We start from the raw sequence: 17,205 nt of genomic DNA on the forward strand, positions 1-17,205 counted from the left end.
GGCCAGATATGGAAGCCCTGTAAGGGGTGGAGTTGACTGGTACTAATAGGCCGAGGGCTTGTCCTCAGTTGCTCGCGTCCACTGTGTTGGTTCTGAAACAACGAACAGTTGTGTCGGCTGAACAGCTCTACTTCAATTGAAGAGTGTGCTTGTTCGCTGCCCTGTTTGAGATCCCGCTTCTGCGGCGGGATATTTCATAGGGTTTCGGTGGTCATAGCGTGAGGGAAACGCCCGGTTACATTCCGAACCCGGAAGCTAAGCCTCACAGCGCCGATGGTACTGCAGGGGGGACCCTGTGGGAGAGTAGGACGCCGCCGAACAATCTTTGGAGGACCCTTGGTCCCAGCGTTCACGCTGGGACCAAGGGTCCTTTTTGTTTTTGCTCGAAGAGCGCCCGCTACGCGGCTGCGTCAGAATGACTGCGGTACCGAAGACTAGGAGTCACCCATGTCCACCAACTCTCCCGACGAGCGACCGGAGCGCGACCAGCGCCGCCGGGATGGTGGCGACCGGGGTGGATACCGCGGTGGGCCACGTCGCGACAACGACCGCGGCCCGCGCCGCGACGACAACCGTGGCGGCGACCGCCCCGGATTCCGGCGCGACGACCGCGACCGCAACGACCGCGGTGACCGCGGTGACCGGGGCGGATTCCGCCGTGACGACCGCCGCGACGGGGACCGTCCCAGCTTCCGCCGTGACGACAACCGTGGCGGAGGCGGCTACCGCGGACGTGACGACCGCGACGGCGGACGCCCCTCCTTCCGTCGCGATGACCGGCCCGGCGGGTTCCGCCGCGATGACCGGCGTGACGACCGCGGGGGCAACGACCGTGACCGTGGTGGCGACCGGGGCGGCTTCCGCCGCGACGGCGACCGCCCCGCATTCCGCCGCGACGGGGACCGCCCGGCCTTCCGCCGCGATGACCGCCGTGACGACCGACGGGACGACCGTCGTGACGGTGACCGTCCGGCTTTCCGTCGTGACGACCGGCGCGACGACCGTGACCGGGGCGGGTTCCGCCGCGACGACCGTGGCGGGAACGACCGCGGTGGCTTCCGCCGAGACGACCGTCGGGACGACCGTGACCGTGGTGACCGCGGTGGGTTCCGCCGCGACGACAACCGTGGCGGCGACCGCCCCGGCTTCCGGCGCGACGACCGCGACCGCAACGACCGCGGCGACCGCGGTGACCGGGGCGGATTCCGCCGTGACGACCGCCGCGACGATCGCCGTGATGACCGTCGTGACGGTGACCGTCCGGCTTTCCGTCGTGACGACCGGCGCGACGACCGTGACCGGGGTGGGTTCCGTCGTGATGGCGACCGTCCGGCCTTCCGCCGCGATGACCGACGGGACGACCGACGGGACGACCGTCGTGACGACCGGCGAGATGACCGTGACCGCGGTGGCTTCCGGCGCGACGACAACCGTGGCGGCGGCTACCGCGGCCGCGACGACCGTGGCGGCCGTGACGACCGCGGGCGTGGCCCCCGTCGTGACGACAGCCGTGGGCGGCCCGGCGGGTTCCGTGTGCGGGACGACCGCGGTGACCGCGGTGGGTTCCGGCGCGACGACCGCGAGCGGGACCGTGAGCCGATCAAGCGGCTGCCGATCCCGGACGACGTCACGGGCGACGAGATCGACCAGGACGTACGGCAGGAGCTGCAGAGCCTGCCGAAGGGGCTCGCCGAGGACGTCGCCAGGAACCTGGTGATGGTCGCCAAGCTCATCGACGAGGACCCCGAGCAGGCCTACGGCTACTCCAAGGTCGCACTGCGGCTCGCCTCGCGCGTCGCCGCCGTACGCGAGGCCGCGGGCTTCGCCGCATACGCGAACCAGAAGTACAGCGAGGCGCTCGCCGAGTTCCGGGCCGCCCGGCGCATGACCGGTGGCGTGGAGCTGTGGCCCGTCATGGCGGACTGCGAGCGTGGGCTCGGGCGGCCCGAGAAGGCGCTCGACATGGCCGGTGCGCCCGAGGTGCACAAGCTCGACAAGGCCGGACAGGTGGAGATGCGGCTCGTCGCCGCCGGCGCCCGGCGCGACATGGGGCAGCTCGACGCCGCCATCGTGACGCTGCAGAGCCCCGAGCTGGCCTCCAGCTCCGTGCAGCCGTGGACCGCCCGCCTGCGGTACGCCTACGGGGACGCGCTGCTCGCGGCCGGCCGTGAGGACGAGGCCCGCGAGTGGTTCGCCAAGGCCATCGAGGCCGACAAGGACGGCAGCACCGACGCTTCCGACCGGCTCGCCGAGCTGGACGGCGTCGAGTTCGTCGACGCGCTCCAGGGCGACGAGGCGGAAGCCGGGACCGAGGTGACGGAGTCCGCGGACGCCGAGCCGGAGAAGCCGCAGCAGGCGGAGTCTGCGGCTCCCGAGGCTGTCGACGCCGATGTGGCGGATGACGTCGACGCCGATGTCGCCGACGACGACGTGGTTGTCGGCGATGACGGCGAGGCTGTCGAGCGCGACAAGGACTGACGGCGGTAGCCGCCGCGGCCGTGCGGGTCGTGGCGGCGTCCGAAGGTGAAAGAGGGGCGGGCCTCCGGTCGGAGGCCCGCCCCTTTGTCGTACGTACGGTCTGTCGCCGTACCGACTGCCGTCAGAAGGCCAGGTCGCGCAGGACCAGGCCCGTCGCGGGCTTCGGGCCGAACGACGTAGACTTGCGGGGCATCGTGACGCCCTGGCGGGCCAGGTCGCGGACGACCTCCTCACGGACCGGGTGCATCAGCACCGCCGTGCCGCCCTCGCGCTCGGCCTTCTCGACCGTCGCCTCCGTGTGGTGGATGTACGCGATGTGCTCCGTGTCGTCCGGGATGCGCCACACGTGGTCGAGGAGCGTGGCGTGCAGGACCGTCGCGTCCAGGGTGCGCCAGGCCTCCGGGCGGCCGAGGGGGATCGTGCGGGCCAGCAGGGCGGGGTCGGGGCGGTCCACGAGATGGTACGAGCCGTCGCCCGCCAGAAGGAACGCGTTGCTCTCGGACACGGCGTCGCCGAGGGCCGCCCTCGCCTCGGACAAGGAGCACTCCAGGGTGCGTACCCGGAACGAGTCCGCGAGCGCGGCCAGGGCCTCGGCGACCGGGAGCCGGTGCAGATAGCGGTGGATCGCGCGGACCCGCAGCGGATAGCGGGCCGTGTCGACCAGCAGGACCAGACCGAAGTCCCACGGGCTCGGCGAGGCGTGCTCGGCACGCAGCCGGAGGTTCGTGGCCCAGCGGTGGTGGCCGTCGGCGATGAGGGCCTGGTGGTGGGCGAGATCTGACTGGATTTCAGCGATCTCGGCGGGGTCGGTCACCGCCCACAGACGATGGCTGAAGCCGTCCTCGGTGGTCGTGGAGAGCAGCGGCTTGTGGTGCGTCGCACGCTCTATGGCGGCCGCCGCGCCGCCCGTCGACGCGCCGCCGGGGTAGGTGAGGAGCAGCGGCTCCAGGTTCGCGGCCGTCGCGCGCATCAGGGCGGCGCGGTCCTCGACGACGTGCGGCATGACGTCCTCGTGCGGAAGGACGATGCCGTCCGCGGGCTCGGACAGGCGCAGGGCGCCGATGATGCCGCGCTGGAGTATGCCGTCGCCCCGCTGCTCGTACACGTACAGGCCGGGGATGGGGTCGGGGGCCAGGATGCCCTCGGCGAGCCAGTCGTGGAGGGTGTCCGCTGCCTGGCGGTTGCGGTCCTCCGGGGTGGTCGCCTGCGGCAGGATCAGACGGACGATGTTGTGCGGGTCGGACGACTCCAGTTCGAGGAGCCCGTCCGGCCGCACGACCACGTCGTACGGCGGTGAGGTCACGGCGGCGAGGGAGCCGACCCGTTCGGAGTCGTACCGCACCCCCCGGAACGGGATCAGGTCGAGGCCGTGGACGTCCGTGTGACCCGCTGTGTTCATTAGTGCATCGTAAGTGTGTCAGTGGCATGAGCGATGATCGGGGGAGTGGAATTAGCGAGGAGAGATGCGTAATGAGCCAGACCGGCAACCCGGGTGGGAATCAGCGCCCGCGGACGCGTCCCGCGGGCAGTGAGCGGGCGCTGAGCGAGAGCTACGACACGGCGCTGCTCGACCTCGACGGGGTCGTGTACGCGGGTGGGAAGGCCATCGCGCACGCCGTCGAGTCCCTGGCGACGGCCCGGTCCGGAGGCATGCATCTCGCGTACGTGACGAACAACGCGCTGCGTACGCCGGACGCGGTGGCCGGCCATCTGACGGAGCTCGGCATTCCCACAGGACCGTCGGACGTGATCACGTCGGCGCAGGCCGTCGCGCGGCTCGTGAGTGAGCAAGTGCCCGTGGGGGCACGGGTGTTGGTGGTCGGCGGGGAGGGGCTGCGGGTCGCGTTGCGTGAGCGTGGGCTTGAGCCGGTGGAGTCCGCCGACGACGATCCGGTGGCCGTCGTGCAGGGGTACGGGGGGCCGGAGTTGGCGTGGGGGCGGTTCGCGGAGGCCTGCTACGCCATCGCCCGGGGTGTGCCCTGGTTCGCGTCCAACACCGATCTGACCATCCCGAGCGGGCGGGGGATCGCGCCGGGGAACGGGGCCGCCGTGGAGGTCGTGCGCATCGCGACCGGGGCGGAGCCGCAGGTGGCGGGGAAGCCGTTGCCCCCGATGCACCGGGAGACGATTCTGCGGACCGGGGCCGAGCGGGCGCTGGTCGTCGGGGACCGGCTCGACACGGACATCGAGGGGGCGTTCAACGGGGGTGTGGACTCGCTGCTCGTCCTGACGGGGGTCACGGACGGGGCGCAGTTGCTGGCCGCTCGGCCTGAGCACCGGCCCACGTATGTGGACGCCGATCTGCGCGGGATGCTGACCGGGCAGCCCGAGGTGGCGCCGGTGGACGAGGGGTTCGCGTGCGGGGGGTGGGTCGCCGCCGCGCGGGGGGACGCGCTGGTGATCGAGGGGGAGGGTGAGGCTCTGGACGGGCTGCGGGCGTTGTGCGCGGTGGCGTGGACGGCGGCGGGCGACGGGGTGTGCGCGCTGGATGGGGGGAAGGCGTTGGCCCGGCTGGGGCTCTAGGGTCTGTTCGAGGCGGCGCTCGGGGCTATGCCTCCTCGCCGCGTGACAGGAGTTGGTCCTCCGTCGCGCCCTTGCGCCAGTAGCCCGTGAACTTGATGCGTTTGCGGTCGAAGCCGCGGTCGGTGACCAGGTGGCGGCGTACTGCCTTGACCGTCGCGGACTCGCCGGCGATCCAGGCGTAGGGGGCGCCGGTGGGCAGGTCGGCGGCGCGGATGGCGGCCGTCGTCGTGCCCTCGCCCGTGAGCCAGGTGATGTCGGCGTCCGCCTTGGTGAGGAGTTCCTGGCGGTCCGCCGGGTCGTGGAGCTCCAGGAAGACCAGGGCCCGGGTCGAGGGCGGGAGTGCTTCGAGGATGCCCGCGACCGCGGGGAGCGCGGACTCGTCGCCGGTCAGGAGGATCCAGTCGGTGTCGGCGGGCGGCCTGAAGTCGTACGCGGCGTTCTCCTCCTCGACCGGGGCGAGGACGCCGACGCGGGTGCCGGGGCGGGCCGTGCGGGCCCAGCGCGACGCGGGGCCCTCGGTGGACGGGGCGTCCGGGGCGGGCGCGTGCACGGCGAAGTCGACGATCAACTCGTGCGGGTCGCGGCGCAGTTCACGGATGGTGTACGTGCGCATGATGCCGCGCACGCCGGGATCCAGGTCCCGCCAGGCCGCGTACCAGTCGGGGGAGTCCGTGTCGGGCATGACCGGCGCGCTCTGGCCCGGCTGCGGCAGGAACACCTTCACGCGCTGATCGCGCCCGCCCGAGGCCATCTCGGCCACGTCGGAGCCGCCGAAGGCCACGCGGACCATCGACGGCGTCAGACGTTCCGTGCGCAGGACCTGGGCGTCGAAGAACCGGAACGGGGCGTCGGTCATGGGTGAGCCTTTCTCCTGTGCGCGCGGTGGCGGGGGTGGCTGTCGCCCCGGTCGGGGCCGCTAGCGCTTGAGCTTCTTCGACTTCTCGATCGCCGCCGCGAGCTGTTCGAGCACGGGGGCGTAACCGGCGTAGCTGTAGCGCTCCTCCATGGACCACGGGACGGTCTGGCCGGCCTTGACGGCGGGCAGCTTGGTCCAGGTGGGCTTCTTCGCGAGCTGGTCCTCGGTCAGCGCCGACGAGCGGTTGTCGACCATGATCAGGTCGGCGTGGTACTTGTCGGCGTTCTCCCAGCTGAGGAACTCCCAGAAGCCCCACTCGTCGCTCTTCTTGCCCTCGACGAACTCGACGCCGAGGTCCTTGAAGTAGTTCAGGTCGCAGTAGGAGTCGGGGACGGCGACGTACATCTGCTGGGCGTCGCCCGTCATCGCCATGACCTTCAGGCCGCCGTTTGCCTTCGCGGCCTTGCGCAGGGTCCGCTCGGCCTTCTCGAAGCGGGACTTGGCGGCCCTGACCTTCTGGGACTCCAGGTCCGCGCCGAGTGAGGCGGCGAGGTCGGTGTAGCGCTTGAGAGGTTCGAGGAGGGAGGCGCGGGCGCCGTTGATGCCGACCGTCGGGGCGAGGGCGGCGATCTTCTTGCTGCTCTCCTCGGGGACGAACCAGAGGTTGGGCGGCGGGAACATGTTGCTGATGAGCAGCTCGGGCTTGAGGGCCGCGTACTTCTCGATGTTGAACTGGCCCCAGGTCTCGCCGAGGCTGGTCAGTTTGTCGACATCGAGATCGCCGGCCTGCGGGTTGGGCTTGCCGCCCACGGGCTTGGACGGGCCGAAGACGCCGGTGACCTCGACGCCGTAGTCGTGCAGGGCCGCGGCCGTGCTGATGAACGCGACGATGTTCTTCGGGGTCGAGTCGGAGCGCGCGGTCTTGCCGCGGTCGTCCTTGAAGCTCCAGGCCTTGTCGTCGGAGCCCGAGCCCGACTTCTTGTCCTTGTCGGAGTCCTCGCTGCCGCAGGCGGTGAGCACCGCGCCGAGGCCGAGGGCGGCGCCGCCGGTGAGCAGGCCGCGGCGGCTGACACCGCCGGAGGCACGGGCGGCGGTGAGGGTACGGGAGGGGCGGAGCGCGCGCATCAGGCGACCTTCTTCGAGTCTTCTATCGCCTTGGCGAGCCGCTCGATGAGGGGCGCGTATCCGGCGTGGCTGAACTGGGCTTCGTTGAACCAGGGGATGACCTGGTCGGCTTCGGCGGCGGGCAGACGGGCCCACGTGGGTTTGGACTTCCTGAGCTCGGCGGGTTGGAGGTTTCCGGTCCGTTTGTCGACAAGGATCAGGTCGGCTTCGTACCGGTCGGCGTTCTCCCAGCTCAGGTCCTGGAAGAAGCCGCCCTTCGCGGTGCTGGTGGGCGTGACGAACTCGACGCCGAGGTCGCTGTAGTGGCGCAGGTCGGTGAAGTCGCGCGGGTCGCCCACGTACATGTGGTCGGCCTGGGCGGCCATCGCGAGGACCCGGATGCCGCCGCGGGACTTCGCGGCCTTGGCGGCCTTGCGGAGCCGCTCGGAGGCGTCCTCGAAACGCTTCTTCGCCGCGGTCACCCGCGCGGCCCGCAGGTCGGCGCCCAGGGACTCGGCGAGTTCGGCGAAGCGGCCGATGGCCTTGGTCAGGGTCGTCTTGCCGGTGAGGATGCCGACGCTGGGCGCGATCGGCAGGATCTTGTCGGCGGACTCCTCGGGGACGTACCAGAGGGTCGGGGAGACATTCATGGTGCTGACGAGGAGTTCGGGGCGCAGGCCCACGTACTTCTCGATGCTGAACTGGCCCCAGGCGTTGCCGATGACGGTCACCTTGTCGACATCGACACCCGCCGCCTGCACGTCAGGATCGCCGTTCTTGAGCTTGGTGGGGCCGAAGACGCCGGTGCACTCGATGCCGAAGTCGTGCAGGGCGGCGGCCGCGCCGATGTAGGCGACGATGCGGCGCGGCCTGCTGTCGGCCTTCGCCGTCTTGCCGCGATCGTCCTTGAACGCCCAGGGGCCGCTCCGCTTCGAGGAGTTGCCGCCGCCGTCGCCCTTGTCGTCGCCGCACGCCGTGAGCAGCCCGCCGGCGCCGAGCGCCGTGCCCGCGCCGAGGAGCGCACGCCGTGACACCGGCGACATGCGCGACAAGGGGGCAAAGGGGGCAAAGAGAGACGGGTGTGTGCGGGGTGACCGAGGAGAGGGGCGTGACCGGGGCATACGTGCTGCTTCTCTCGTCGAAGAGCAATGGGAGGGTAGGCTAACCTAACCACGTGTTGGTCGACAGTCCCCCTGAACCCCGCGCGGAAACCGCTCCCGCGCCGCCCGGCCGCCGCGCGCTCCGCGGTGCCGGGCTCGTCCTCGCCGTCGTCCTGCTGCTGGCCCTGATGGCCGTCAGCATCTCCGTGGGCGCCAAACAGCTCTCCATGGACCAGGTCTGGCACGGGCTGTTCGAGGACTCGGGGACGTACGCCGACGTCGTGGTCGGCGAGCGGGTCTCGCGCACGCTGCTCGGGGTCCTCGCGGGCCTCGGCCTCGGTCTTTCCGGCGCGGTCCTGCAGGCCCTGACCCGCAATCCGCTGGCCGACCCCGGCCTGCTCGGCATCAACATGGGCGCGTCGGCCGCCGTGGTCACCGCCATCAGCTTCTTCGGCGTCACCTCGCTGAGCGGCTATGTGTGGTTCGCCTTCGCGGGCGCGGCGATCGTCGGAGTCCTGGTGTACGCGCTCGGCGGCACCCGCAGCGCGACTCCCGTGCGGCTCGCGCTCGCGGGAACCGCGCTGACCGCCGCGCTCACCGGCTACCTCCAGGCCGTGATGATTACGGACAACGCCGCGCTCGACAAGATGCGCTTCTGGACGGTCGGCTCCCTGGCCTCCGCCAAGATGGAGACCATCCAGCAGGTCCTGCCGTTCCTCGCCGTCGGGGCCGTGCTCGCCCTCGGCCTCGCCCGGCCGCTCAACGCCGTGGCGATGGGCGACGACACCGCCCGCGCCCTCGGCGCCCGGCTGACCCGCACCCGCGCCCTGTCCATGGCCTCCGCGACGATGCTGTGCGGCGCCGCGACCGCCGCCTGCGGGCCCATCGCGTTCGTCGGCCTGATGGTGCCGCACATGGTGCGCTCCTTCACCGGACCCGACATGCGCTGGATCTTCCCCTACGCCGCCGTCCTCTCGCCCGTCCTGCTGCTCGGCGCCGACGTGCTCGGCCGGGTCGTCTCGCGCCCCGCCGAGCTCCAGGTCGGCGTCGTCACCGCGGCCATCGGCGCCCCGGTGTTCATCCTGCTCGTACGACGGCGGAGGACGGCCCAGCTGTGAAGGCGATACGCACCCGCGGCGGGGTCTCGGTCCGCCTCGACGTCCGCACGGCCGTCGTGGTCGTGACCCTCGTCCTCGCCGCGCTCGTCGCGAGCGTCGTGCTCATCGGCACCGGCGACTTCGACATCCCGACCGCCGACGTCATCCGCACCCTCCTCGGCAACGGCGACCCCGGCCAGGAGTTCATCATCAACGACCTGCGCCTGCCGCGGGTCGTGGTCGGGCTTCTGGTGGGCGCGTCCCTCGGCCTCGCGGGCGCGCTGTTCCAGTCCATCTCCCGCAACCCGCTGGGCAGTCCGGACGTCCTCGGCATCGGGCAGGGCTCGACCGCCGGCGCGCTCCTCATGATCGTGGTCTTCAGCGGCAGCGCGAACCAGGTCGCGGGCGCCGCGCTGGTCGGCGGCCTGGTCACCGGCGCCGCGATGTACCTGCTCTCCTGGCGCGGAGGCGTGCACGGCTACCGGCTCGTCCTCGTCGGCATCGGCATGAACGCCCTCGCCGTCGCCATCAACGGCTATCTGATGACCAAGGCCGACTTCGTCGACGCGGCCCGCGCGGTCGTGTGGATGACGGGCTCGCTCAACGGCCGCGACTGGGACCAGGTCTGGCCGCTGCTCACGCTGTGCGCCGTACTGCTTCCGGCGGTCGTCATGCACGCGCGGCCGCTGCGGATGCTGGAGATGGGCGACGACACGGCGTACTCCCTCGGGGCGCCCGTCGAACGGACCCGCGTCGTCCTCATGGGCGCCGCCGTGCTGCTCACCGCGGCCGCGACCGCCGCCGCCGGGCCCGTCAGCTTCGTCGCTCTCACCGCGCCGCAGCTGGCCCGCCGCCTGACCCGCTCGCCGGGCCCGAACCTGGTGCCCGCCATGTGCATGGGCGCGACCCTGCTGATCGTCGCCGACTGGGCCTCGCAGCGGGCCTTCGGTGCCGACCAGCTGCCCGTCGGCGTCGTCACCGGCGTCCTCGGCGGCGTGTATCTGCTGTGGCTGCTCGTCACCGAGCGCAGGGCGGGGCGCATATGAGTGCCTGCCCGAGCGCCCGCCCCGCCCGGCGGTGGCGCGCGTGAAGCCGCGGACCCGGACCTCGTACGAAGAACCCCACGACCAGGAGCGTGCCCCCGTGAACCGGCTCATCGCGGACGATGTGACCATCGGCTACGACCAGCGTGTCATCGCGGAGAAGCTGTCCGTGGAGATCCCCGACAACTCCTTCACGGTGATCGTCGGTCCGAACGCCTGCGGCAAGTCGACGCTGCTGCGCGCCCTGTCCCGGATGCTCAAGCCCTCCGCCGGGCGGGTGCTCCTCGACGGCCAGACCATCCAGTCGCTGCCCGCCAAGCAGGTCGCGCGGACGCTCGGCCTGCTGCCGCAGTCGTCCATCGCCCCCGACGGCATCACGGTCGGCGACCTGGTGGCGCGCGGCCGCTACCCGCACCAGGGGCTGCTGCGGCAGTGGTCCAAGGAGGACGAGCGGATCGTGCGCGAGTCCATGGAGTCGACCGGTGTCGCCGAGCTGGGGGACCGGTACGTCGACGAGCTCTCCGGCGGCCAGCGCCAGCGCGTGTGGATCGCCATGGCGCTCGCCCAGCAGACGCCGCTGTTGCTGCTCGACGAGCCGACCACGTTCCTCGACATCCAGCACCAGATCGACGTCCTCGACCTGTGCGCCGATCTGCACGAGGAGCAGGGGCGGACGTTGGTCGCCGTGCTGCACGACCTGAACCACGCCGCGCGGTACGCCACGCATCTGATCGCGTTGCGTGACGGGAAGGTGTTGGCCGAGGGGGCTCCCGGGGAGATCGTCACCGCTGAGTTGGTGGCGGAGACCTTCGGGATCAAGTGTCAGGTGATTGATGATCCTGAGACGGGGACGCCGTTGGTGGTGCCTGCGGCTCGTAAGGCTCGCGTGGGCGCGTAGGCTCGCGGGGGCGCGTTGGTGGCGGGCTTATGGGGGCTTCGCCCCCGTTCCCCCCTTTTTTTGCCGCTTCGCGGCTCGTCCTCAAACGCCGGACGGGCTTTGATGGGCTCGTCCTCTAGTGCCGGGCGGGTCTTAGAGGAGCTTGCGTAGGTGTAGGAGGTCCCGTAGGCCTGCTTCCAGCTTTACACGGCCGGATGTCCACGCCTTGGCGAAGTTCAGGTTGCCGTTGACCATCGCCACCAGGTCGTCGCCTGTCATGGCCAGGCGGATCTGGGCCTTCTCGTGGGGTGGGCCGGGGTGCTCGTCGAGGACCTCGATCCGGCCGTTCTGGAGGCGGCCGGTGAGGGTGACGTCGAGATCTCTGAGGTGGCAGCTCAGGGAGCGGTCGAGCGCCGCGGCACTGCGTACGTCGCCGTCCGCGGCCGCGAGGTTGTCCGAGAGTTTGTCGAGTGCGCTGCGGCACTCCGCCATGGTCGCCATCGTGATCGACGGTACCGCAGAGCTTCGATGTAGCGTCGTGGCATGAGCGACTGGACGCCGGGCCGCGAGCCCGAGCCCACAGAGGCGGAGTCCGAGATTCCGGTGGCGGCGGGCGCCGATGTTCCGGTGAATCCGGAGGCTGATGCTCCGGTGCACTCGGGGGCCGACGCCGCCCCTTCCGAGCCCGCCCCGCTGGAAGTCGTCCGCACCCCCACCGGGAACGCCGAGGTGGACGCCCAGCTCCAGCGTCTCGGCGACGCCGACCACCTCGCCACCGACGGCCACATCGAGGTGTACGAGGATGTGCACCGGGGCCTGCGTGACGCGCTGACCGCGCTGGACGCACGCCCCGGCCCACCGGCGCTCGCAGGAGCGCCCACACCGTCGTACGACAGGAGCTGAACCGAACGTGGCAGGAGTGGCACGCCGCCGCCTCGACGCCGAGCTGGTCCGCAGGAAACTCGCGCGCTCGCGCGAGCACGCGAGTCAGCTGATCGCCGCCGGCCGGGTGAGCGTCGGCAAGACCCTCGCGACCAAACCGGCCACGCAGGTGGAGACGGCCGCCGCGATCGTCGTCACCCAGGACGACGACGATCCCGACTACGTCTCGCGCGGCGGCCACAAGCTCGCCGGCGCCCTGCAGGCCTTCGTCCCGCACGGGCTCGCCGTCGAAGGCCGGCGCGCCCTCGACGCGGGCGCCTCCACCGGCGGCTTCACCGATGTGCTGCTGCGCGCGGGCGTCGCGCACGTCGTCGCCGTCGACGTCGGCTACGGCCAGCTCGCCTGGTCGCTGCAGAGCGACGACCGGGTCACCGTCAAGGACCGTACGAACGTACGCGAGTTGACGCTCGACCTCATCGACGGCGAGCCCGTCGACCTGGTCGTCGGTGACCTGTCCTTCATCCCCCTCGGGCTCGTGCTGCCCGCCCTGGCGCGCTGCGCGGCGCCCGACGCGGACCTCGTCCTGATGGTGAAGCCGCAGTTCGAGGTCGGCAAGGAGCGCCTGGGCAGCGGCGGTGTGGTGCGCAGCGAGGAACTGCGGGCCGAGGCCGTGCGGACCGTGGCACGGCAGGCGTGGGGGCTCGGCCTCGGGGTGCGCGGCGTGACCGCGAGCCCGCTGCCCGGGCCCTCCGGGAATGTCGAGTACTTTCTGTGGCTGCGCGCCGGGGCGCCGGAACTCGACCCGGCGGACGTCGACCGTGCCGTGGCGGAGGGGCCCCGTTGAGTCAGACCCGAGCTCGTACTGTTTTTCTCCTTGCGCACACCGGCAGGCCCGCGGCCATCCGCAGCGCCGAACTCGTCGTGCAGGGGCTGCTGCGCAGCGGCCTCGGCGTGCGGGTGTTGGAGGCGGAGGCGGCGGACCTGCCGCTGCCCGACGAGGTGGAGCTGGTCAAGGAGGCGACACCCGCGTGCCTCGACGCCTGCGAACTCCTCATCGTGCTCGGCGGTGACGGGACGCTGCTGCGCGGCGCGGAGTTCGCCCGCGCCTCCGGCGTGCCGATGCTCGGCGTGAACCTCGGCCGCGTCGGCTTCCTCGCCGAGGCCGAGCGGGACGACCTGGACAAGGTCGTCGACCGCGTCGTCACCAAGGCCTACGAGGTCGAGGAGCGCATGACCGTCGACGTCGTCGTGCACAGCAACGGCGACGTCGTCCACCGCGACTGGGCCCTCAATGAAGCCGCCGTGCAGAAGATGTCGGCCGAGCGGATGCTCGAGGTCGTCCTGGAGATCGACGGCCGCCCCGTGACCGGCTTCGGCTGCGACGGCATCGTCTGCGCCACGCCGACCGGCTCGACCGCGTACGCCTTCTCGGCGGGCGGGCCCGTCGTGTGGCCCGAGGTCGAGGCGCTGCTCATGGTGCCGATCAGCGCGCACGCCCTCTTCGCCAAGCCGCTGGTGACCTCGCCGGAGTCCGTCCTCGCCGTGGAGGTCCAGCCGCACACGCCGCACGGGGTGCTGTGGTGCGACGGGCGGCGGACCGTCGAGCTGCCCGCCGGGGCGCGTGTCGAGGTGCGACGGGGGGCGGTGCCGGTGCGGCTCGCGCGGTTGCACCATGCGTCGTTCACCGATCGGCTCGTGGCCAAGTTCGCTCTGCCGGTCTCGGGGTGGCGGGGGGCCCCGCAGTAGCGCTTCGCTGGATGGGCGGGGTGATCCTGCGGGTCGGCTGTGCTTTCCTGCGGGGCGGTTGTGTTGATTCCTGCGGGGCTGTGGGGGCTGGGCGCGCAGTTCCCCGCGCCCCTTGCGGGGCGGGGTCGTGTGCGGTTCCCCGTGGCCCTTGCGGGGCGGGGGCGGGCTGGACTCGCCAGAGCTGTTCCGAGGCGGGCAGGGTCAGGTCGCGTTGACCACGGTGATGGCACGGCGTCGCAGTACCGCCGTCACCGGGAAGCCTGTGGCGCCGAGGGCCAGGAGCAGCGTGCCGGTGGCTATGGCCGTCGGTACCGCCCAGGGCAGGTGTGGGACGGCCGAGCCGAAGGCGGTGCTCAGCATCGGGGCCAGGGTCGCCAGGGCGATCACGGTGCCGAGCAGCAGCGCCGTCCCGGCGACGACCACCGCCTCCCAGGCCGCCATCGCCCGGACCTGGCGGCGCTGGGAGCCCACGACCCGCAGCAGGGCCAGGTCGCGGCGGCGCTCGAAGGAGATCATCGCCAGGGTGTTGGCCGAGGCTATGGCGGCGAAGCCCGCGTACAACGACGTGCCCATGTAGTCCATCCAGACCTCGCCCGTGCTGCCCGCGGAGCCGGTGTGGTGCTGGGCCGTCGTGTGCATCGCGATCTTCGTGAGGCCGAAGCCGACTACGAGCAGCAGCGGCACCACCGCCGCGGAGAAACGGCGCGGCTGAGAGCGGACGTTGAGCATCGCCAGGCGTGCCGCGCCGCCGCCCAGACGGCCCACGGCCGCCGACACCAGCCAGGCCGCGGGCCCGACGAGCCGCGGGCCGAGCAGCCCCGCGCCCACGCAGAACAGGATGAGGACCAGGAACGCCCCCTCGCCCGCCTCGTCCGCGGGCTGCCGCGAGAGCAGCACCGAGAGGGCGGCACCGCCCGCGACCGCCAGCAGCCCGAGCGGCGCCCGCAGCAGCCCGAGACCGCGCCGCCCCGCCGCCGCCTCGTGCAGCGCACGCGCGGGCCGCAGCAAGGAGAAGCGCAGCGAGGACAGCACGGCCGCCAGCGCCGACGTGACCACGGCGACGCCCAGACACACGGGCAGCGCGAGCCAGCTGAAGCGGAAGGGCACCTCGGCCGGGACCAGGCCGTGCGTGACCATCCCCCGGAACCACACGCGGGCCAGCACACCGCCGAGCGCGAAACCCACCAGGGCCGCGGGCACGGACGCGGCCAGGGACTGGACGGCCACCGCGCGGCGGACCTGGCGGGGCCTGGCGCCGATGGAGCGGACCAGGGCCAGCTCGCGGTGCTGCTGCACGACGGCCGTGCCCATGGTCGACGCGACCACGAATATCGACATGTAGATGGAGCCGATCAGCAGCACGGCAGCCGTGTCGCCCACGGCGTTCTCCGTGAGCCGCGCGCGGGCCCCGCGCGAAAGCCCGTCCGTGCTCGTCGTGCGCAACACCATCGTCGACGCGCTCACGACCGTCGCCGCGAACAGCGCAGCGACGGCCGTGCCGATGAATGCCGGGCGGTGCGCGCGCAGCGCCGCCCGTGCCAGTCCCGTACTCATATCGATCATGATCCTGCGGCGGGGTGGCCTCCCACCATGAAGGCCGCCGCAGAATCCGACTGGGGAAAACCCCACCCCGGCGGGTGACAGGTGACGTTTTCGGGGCCTTCGCCACCTGCGCGTTCCCACAAGGACGCCAGGGCACGTCGCACGGCGGACCCCTGACCTCGTAAGGTCGTGTGCGTGTTGGAGGAGATGCGGATACGGTCGCTCGGAGTCATCGACGACGCGGTGGTCGAGCTGTCGCCCGGCTTCACCGCCGTGACCGGTGAGACCGGAGCGGGCAAGACGATGGTCGTCACGAGCCTCGGCCTGCTGCTCGGCGGGCGCGCCGACCCCGCCCTGGTGCGGATCGGAGCCAAGTCGGCGGTCGTGGAGGGGCGCATCACCGTGCCCTCGGACGCCGCCGCGGCCGTGCGCGCCGAGGAGGCCGGGGCCGAACTCGACGACGGGGCGCTGCTCGTCAGCCGGACGATCTCCGCCGAGGGCCGCTCCCGCGCCCACCTCGGCGGGCGCTCGGTGCCGGTCGGCGTGCTGTCCGAACTGGCCGACGACCTCATCGCCGTGCACGGGCAGAGCGACCAGCAGGGCCTGCTCAAGCCCGCCCGGCAGCGCGGCGCGCTCGACCGGTACGCGGGCGAGGCCGTCGCCGTGCCCCTCGACAAGTACGCTGCCGCGTACCGCAGACTGCGGGCCGTCGCCACCGAACTCGACGAGATCACCACCCGCGCCCGCGAGCGCGCCCAGGAAGCCGACATGCTCCGCTTCGGCCTGGAGGAGATCGCCGCCGTCGAACCCCGCGCGGGCGAGGACACCGAACTCGCCGCCGAGGCCGAGCGCCTGGGGCACGCCGAAGCGCTCGCCTCCGCCGCGACGCTCGCCCACGCCGCCCTCGCCGGGAACCCCGAGGACCCCGAGGGCGTGGACGCCACCACCCTCGTCGCCGGCGCCCACCGCGCCCTCGAAGCCGTCCGCTCCCACGACCCCGCCCTCGCCGTCCTCGCCGGGCGCATCGGCGAGATCGGCATCCTCCTGTCGGACGTCGCGGGCGAACTCGCCGGGTACGCCGACGACCTCGACGCCGATCCGCTGCGGCTCGCCGCCGTAGAGGAGCGGCGGGCCGCCCTGACCCAGCTCACCCGTAAGTACGGCGAGGACGTCGGGGCCGTGCTCGCCTGGGCCGAGGACGGCTCCGCGCGGCTCGTCGAGCTGGAGGGCGACGACGACCGGCTCGCCGGGCTCACCGCCGAGCGGGACGCGCTGAGCGCCGAGCTGTCCGGGCTCGCCCGGGCCCTCACCGAGGCCCGCGTCGAGGCCGCGTCGCGGTTCGCCGCCGCCGTCACCGAGGAGCTGGCCTCGCTCGCCATGCCCCACGCGCGCGTCACCATCGACGTCCGCCAGACCGATGACCCCGACGGGGTCGAGATCGACGGCCGTACCGTCGCCTACGGGCCCGCCGGCGTCGACGAGGTCGAGCTGCTGCTCGCCCCGCACCCCGGCGCGCCGCCACGGCCCATCGCCAAGGGCGCCTCCGGCGGTGAGCTGTCCCGCGTCATGCTCGCCGTCGAAGTCGTCTTCGCCGGTACGGATCCCGTGCCCACGTATCTCTTCGACGAGGTCGACGCGGGGGTCGGGGGGAAGGCCGCCGTCGAGATCGGGCGGCGGCTGGCCCGGCTCGCCAAGTCCGCGCAGGTCGTCGTCGTCACCCACCTTCCGCAGGTGGCGGCGTTCGCCGATCGGCAGCTTCTGGTCGAGAAGACGAACGACGGGTCCGTGACGCGGTCCGGGGTGCAGGTCCTCGAAGGGGAGGACCGGGTACGGGAGCTGTCCCGGATGCTGGCCGGGCAGGAGGACTCCGAGACGGCTCGGGCGCACGCGGAGGAATTGTTGGCTGCGGCTCGGGGGGACGGGTGAGGGGTGGGGGGCCTCGCGGTGCGCCCCGGTC

The 17,205-nt window shown here is 72.2% G+C and carries 15 protein-coding genes and 1 rRNA gene; 10 read left to right on the plus strand and 6 right to left on the minus strand.

What is annotated here, in order from left to right; translation table 11 throughout:
• Positions 1 to 203: 203 nt before the first annotated feature.
• Both rrf and OO63_RS00020 read left to right on the plus strand, forming a co-directional pair.
• Positions 204 to 320: ribosomal RNA gene (gene rrf, locus OO63_RS00010) — 5S ribosomal RNA — on the plus strand.
• A gap of 1,288 nt (positions 321 to 1,608) precedes the next feature.
• Positions 1,609 to 2,478, plus strand: a complete 870-nt coding sequence (locus OO63_RS00020) for a tetratricopeptide repeat protein (RefSeq protein ID WP_199819433.1) — start codon at positions 1,609 to 1,611, stop codon at positions 2,476 to 2,478.
• Positions 2,479 to 2,599: 121 nt separating this feature from the next.
• On the opposite strand, the gene OO63_RS00025 is transcribed toward OO63_RS00020, so the two are convergent.
• Positions 2,600 to 3,877 carry a DUF1015 family protein gene (locus OO63_RS00025; protein WP_030356033.1) on the minus strand — a complete coding sequence of 426 codons (1,278 nt, stop codon included), beginning with the start codon at positions 3,875 to 3,877 and terminating at the stop codon, positions 2,600 to 2,602.
• 71 nt (positions 3,878 to 3,948) lie between these two features.
• On the opposite strand from OO63_RS00025, the gene OO63_RS00030 reads away from it, so the two are divergent.
• Positions 3,949 to 5,001: an HAD hydrolase-like protein gene (locus tag OO63_RS00030; RefSeq protein WP_030356034.1), complete on the plus strand. Its 1,053-nt coding sequence runs from the start codon at positions 3,949 to 3,951 to the stop codon at positions 4,999 to 5,001.
• A gap of 25 nt (positions 5,002 to 5,026) precedes the next feature.
• Here OO63_RS00030 and OO63_RS00035 read toward each other — a convergent pair whose 3' ends face one another.
• The 3 genes from OO63_RS00035 to OO63_RS00045 are packed head-to-tail and all read right to left on the minus strand — an operon-like array spanning position 5,027 to position 8,004.
• Positions 5,027 to 5,857 carry a siderophore-interacting protein gene (locus OO63_RS00035; protein WP_030356035.1) on the minus strand — a complete coding sequence of 277 codons (831 nt, stop codon included), beginning with the start codon at positions 5,855 to 5,857 and terminating at the stop codon, positions 5,027 to 5,029.
• A gap of 60 nt (positions 5,858 to 5,917) precedes the next feature.
• Positions 5,918 to 6,982, minus strand: a complete 1,065-nt coding sequence (locus OO63_RS00040; protein ID WP_030356036.1) for an ABC transporter substrate-binding protein — start codon at positions 6,980 to 6,982, stop codon at positions 5,918 to 5,920.
• Positions 6,982 to 8,004, minus strand: coding sequence for an ABC transporter substrate-binding protein (locus OO63_RS00045; RefSeq protein WP_030356037.1), 1,023 nt, complete (start codon positions 8,002 to 8,004; stop codon positions 6,982 to 6,984). The genes OO63_RS00040 and OO63_RS00045 overlap by 1 nt, the downstream gene beginning before the upstream one ends.
• 131 nt (positions 8,005 to 8,135) lie before the next feature.
• Here OO63_RS00045 and OO63_RS00050 point away from each other — a divergent pair, with 131 nt between their 5' ends.
• The 3 genes from OO63_RS00050 (at position 8,136) to OO63_RS00060 (ending at position 11,099) form a co-directional block, all read left to right on the plus strand.
• On the plus strand, positions 8,136 to 9,179 hold the full coding sequence (locus OO63_RS00050) for a FecCD family ABC transporter permease (RefSeq protein WP_030356038.1): 1,044 nt from the start codon (positions 8,136 to 8,138) through the stop codon (positions 9,177 to 9,179).
• Positions 9,176 to 10,204: a FecCD family ABC transporter permease gene (locus OO63_RS00055; protein ID WP_030356039.1), complete on the plus strand. Its 1,029-nt coding sequence runs from the start codon at positions 9,176 to 9,178 to the stop codon at positions 10,202 to 10,204. The genes OO63_RS00050 and OO63_RS00055 overlap by 4 nt, the downstream gene beginning before the upstream one ends.
• A gap of 97 nt (positions 10,205 to 10,301) precedes the next feature.
• Entirely contained in the window at positions 10,302 to 11,099 is a 798-nt protein-coding gene (locus OO63_RS00060; protein WP_087887464.1) for an ABC transporter ATP-binding protein, read from the plus strand.
• Between the two features lie 132 nt (positions 11,100 to 11,231).
• Here the strand turns inward: OO63_RS00060 and OO63_RS00065 are convergent, their stop codons facing one another.
• A complete protein-coding gene (locus tag OO63_RS00065) occupies positions 11,232 to 11,579 on the minus strand; it encodes an SCP2 sterol-binding domain-containing protein (RefSeq protein ID WP_030356041.1) in 348 nt (115 codons plus the stop codon).
• A gap of 42 nt (positions 11,580 to 11,621) precedes the next feature.
• Here OO63_RS00065 and OO63_RS00070 point away from each other — a divergent pair, with 42 nt between their 5' ends.
• From OO63_RS00070 to OO63_RS00080, 3 genes are read left to right on the plus strand one after another with little or no spacing between them, the layout of a single operon-like run.
• The gene (locus OO63_RS00070; RefSeq protein WP_030356042.1) at positions 11,622 to 11,981 is read left to right on the plus strand and encodes a hypothetical protein; all 360 of its coding nucleotides are present in this window, start codon (positions 11,622 to 11,624) and stop codon (positions 11,979 to 11,981) included.
• A 7-nt stretch (positions 11,982 to 11,988) separates the two neighbouring features.
• Entirely contained in the window at positions 11,989 to 12,804 is an 816-nt protein-coding gene (locus tag OO63_RS00075; protein ID WP_030356043.1) for a TlyA family RNA methyltransferase, read from the plus strand.
• Positions 12,801 to 13,706, plus strand: a complete 906-nt coding sequence (locus OO63_RS00080) for an NAD kinase (RefSeq protein ID WP_030356044.1) — start codon at positions 12,801 to 12,803, stop codon at positions 13,704 to 13,706. Before OO63_RS00075 ends, OO63_RS00080 begins: the two co-directional genes overlap by 4 nt.
• A 201-nt stretch (positions 13,707 to 13,907) precedes the next feature.
• Here OO63_RS00080 and OO63_RS00085 read toward each other — a convergent pair whose 3' ends face one another.
• On the minus strand, positions 13,908 to 15,260 hold the full coding sequence (locus OO63_RS00085) for an FtsX-like permease family protein (RefSeq protein ID WP_234310948.1): 1,353 nt from the start codon (positions 15,258 to 15,260) through the stop codon (positions 13,908 to 13,910).
• A 195-nt stretch (positions 15,261 to 15,455) separates the two neighbouring features.
• Between OO63_RS00085 and recN the strand changes: the two genes are divergently transcribed.
• Positions 15,456 to 17,174, plus strand: a complete 1,719-nt coding sequence (recN, locus tag OO63_RS00090; protein WP_030356046.1) for a DNA repair protein RecN — start codon at positions 15,456 to 15,458, stop codon at positions 17,172 to 17,174.
• Positions 17,175 to 17,205: the final 31 nt, after the last annotated feature.

It is taken from the genome of Streptomyces alboflavus (assembly GCF_000716675.1).
GTDB lineage: Bacteria > Actinomycetota > Actinomycetes > Streptomycetales > Streptomycetaceae > Streptomyces > Streptomyces alboflavus.

Coding starts and splice junctions, on each gene's coding strand:
- OO63_RS00045 (WP_030356037.1), bottom strand. CDS start 8,004: ATGTCGCCGGTGTCACGGCGTGCGCTCCTCGGCGCGGGCACGGCGCTC.
- OO63_RS00040 (WP_030356036.1), bottom strand. CDS start 6,982: ATGCGCGCGCTCCGCCCCTCCCGTACCCTCACCGCCGCCCGTGCCTCC.
- OO63_RS00025 (WP_030356033.1), bottom strand. CDS start 3,877: ATGAACACAGCGGGTCACACGGACGTCCACGGCCTCGACCTGATCCCG.
- OO63_RS00030 (WP_030356034.1), top strand. CDS start 3,949: ATGAGCCAGACCGGCAACCCGGGTGGGAATCAGCGCCCGCGGACGCGT.
- OO63_RS00035 (WP_030356035.1), bottom strand. CDS start 5,857: ATGACCGACGCCCCGTTCCGGTTCTTCGACGCCCAGGTCCTGCGCACG.
- OO63_RS00070 (WP_030356042.1), top strand. CDS start 11,622: ATGAGCGACTGGACGCCGGGCCGCGAGCCCGAGCCCACAGAGGCGGAG.
- OO63_RS00085 (WP_234310948.1), bottom strand. CDS start 15,260: ATGAGTACGGGACTGGCACGGGCGGCGCTGCGCGCGCACCGCCCGGCA.
- OO63_RS00065 (WP_030356041.1), bottom strand. CDS start 11,579: ATGGCGACCATGGCGGAGTGCCGCAGCGCACTCGACAAACTCTCGGAC.
- recN (WP_030356046.1), top strand. CDS start 15,456: ATGCGGATACGGTCGCTCGGAGTCATCGACGACGCGGTGGTCGAGCTG.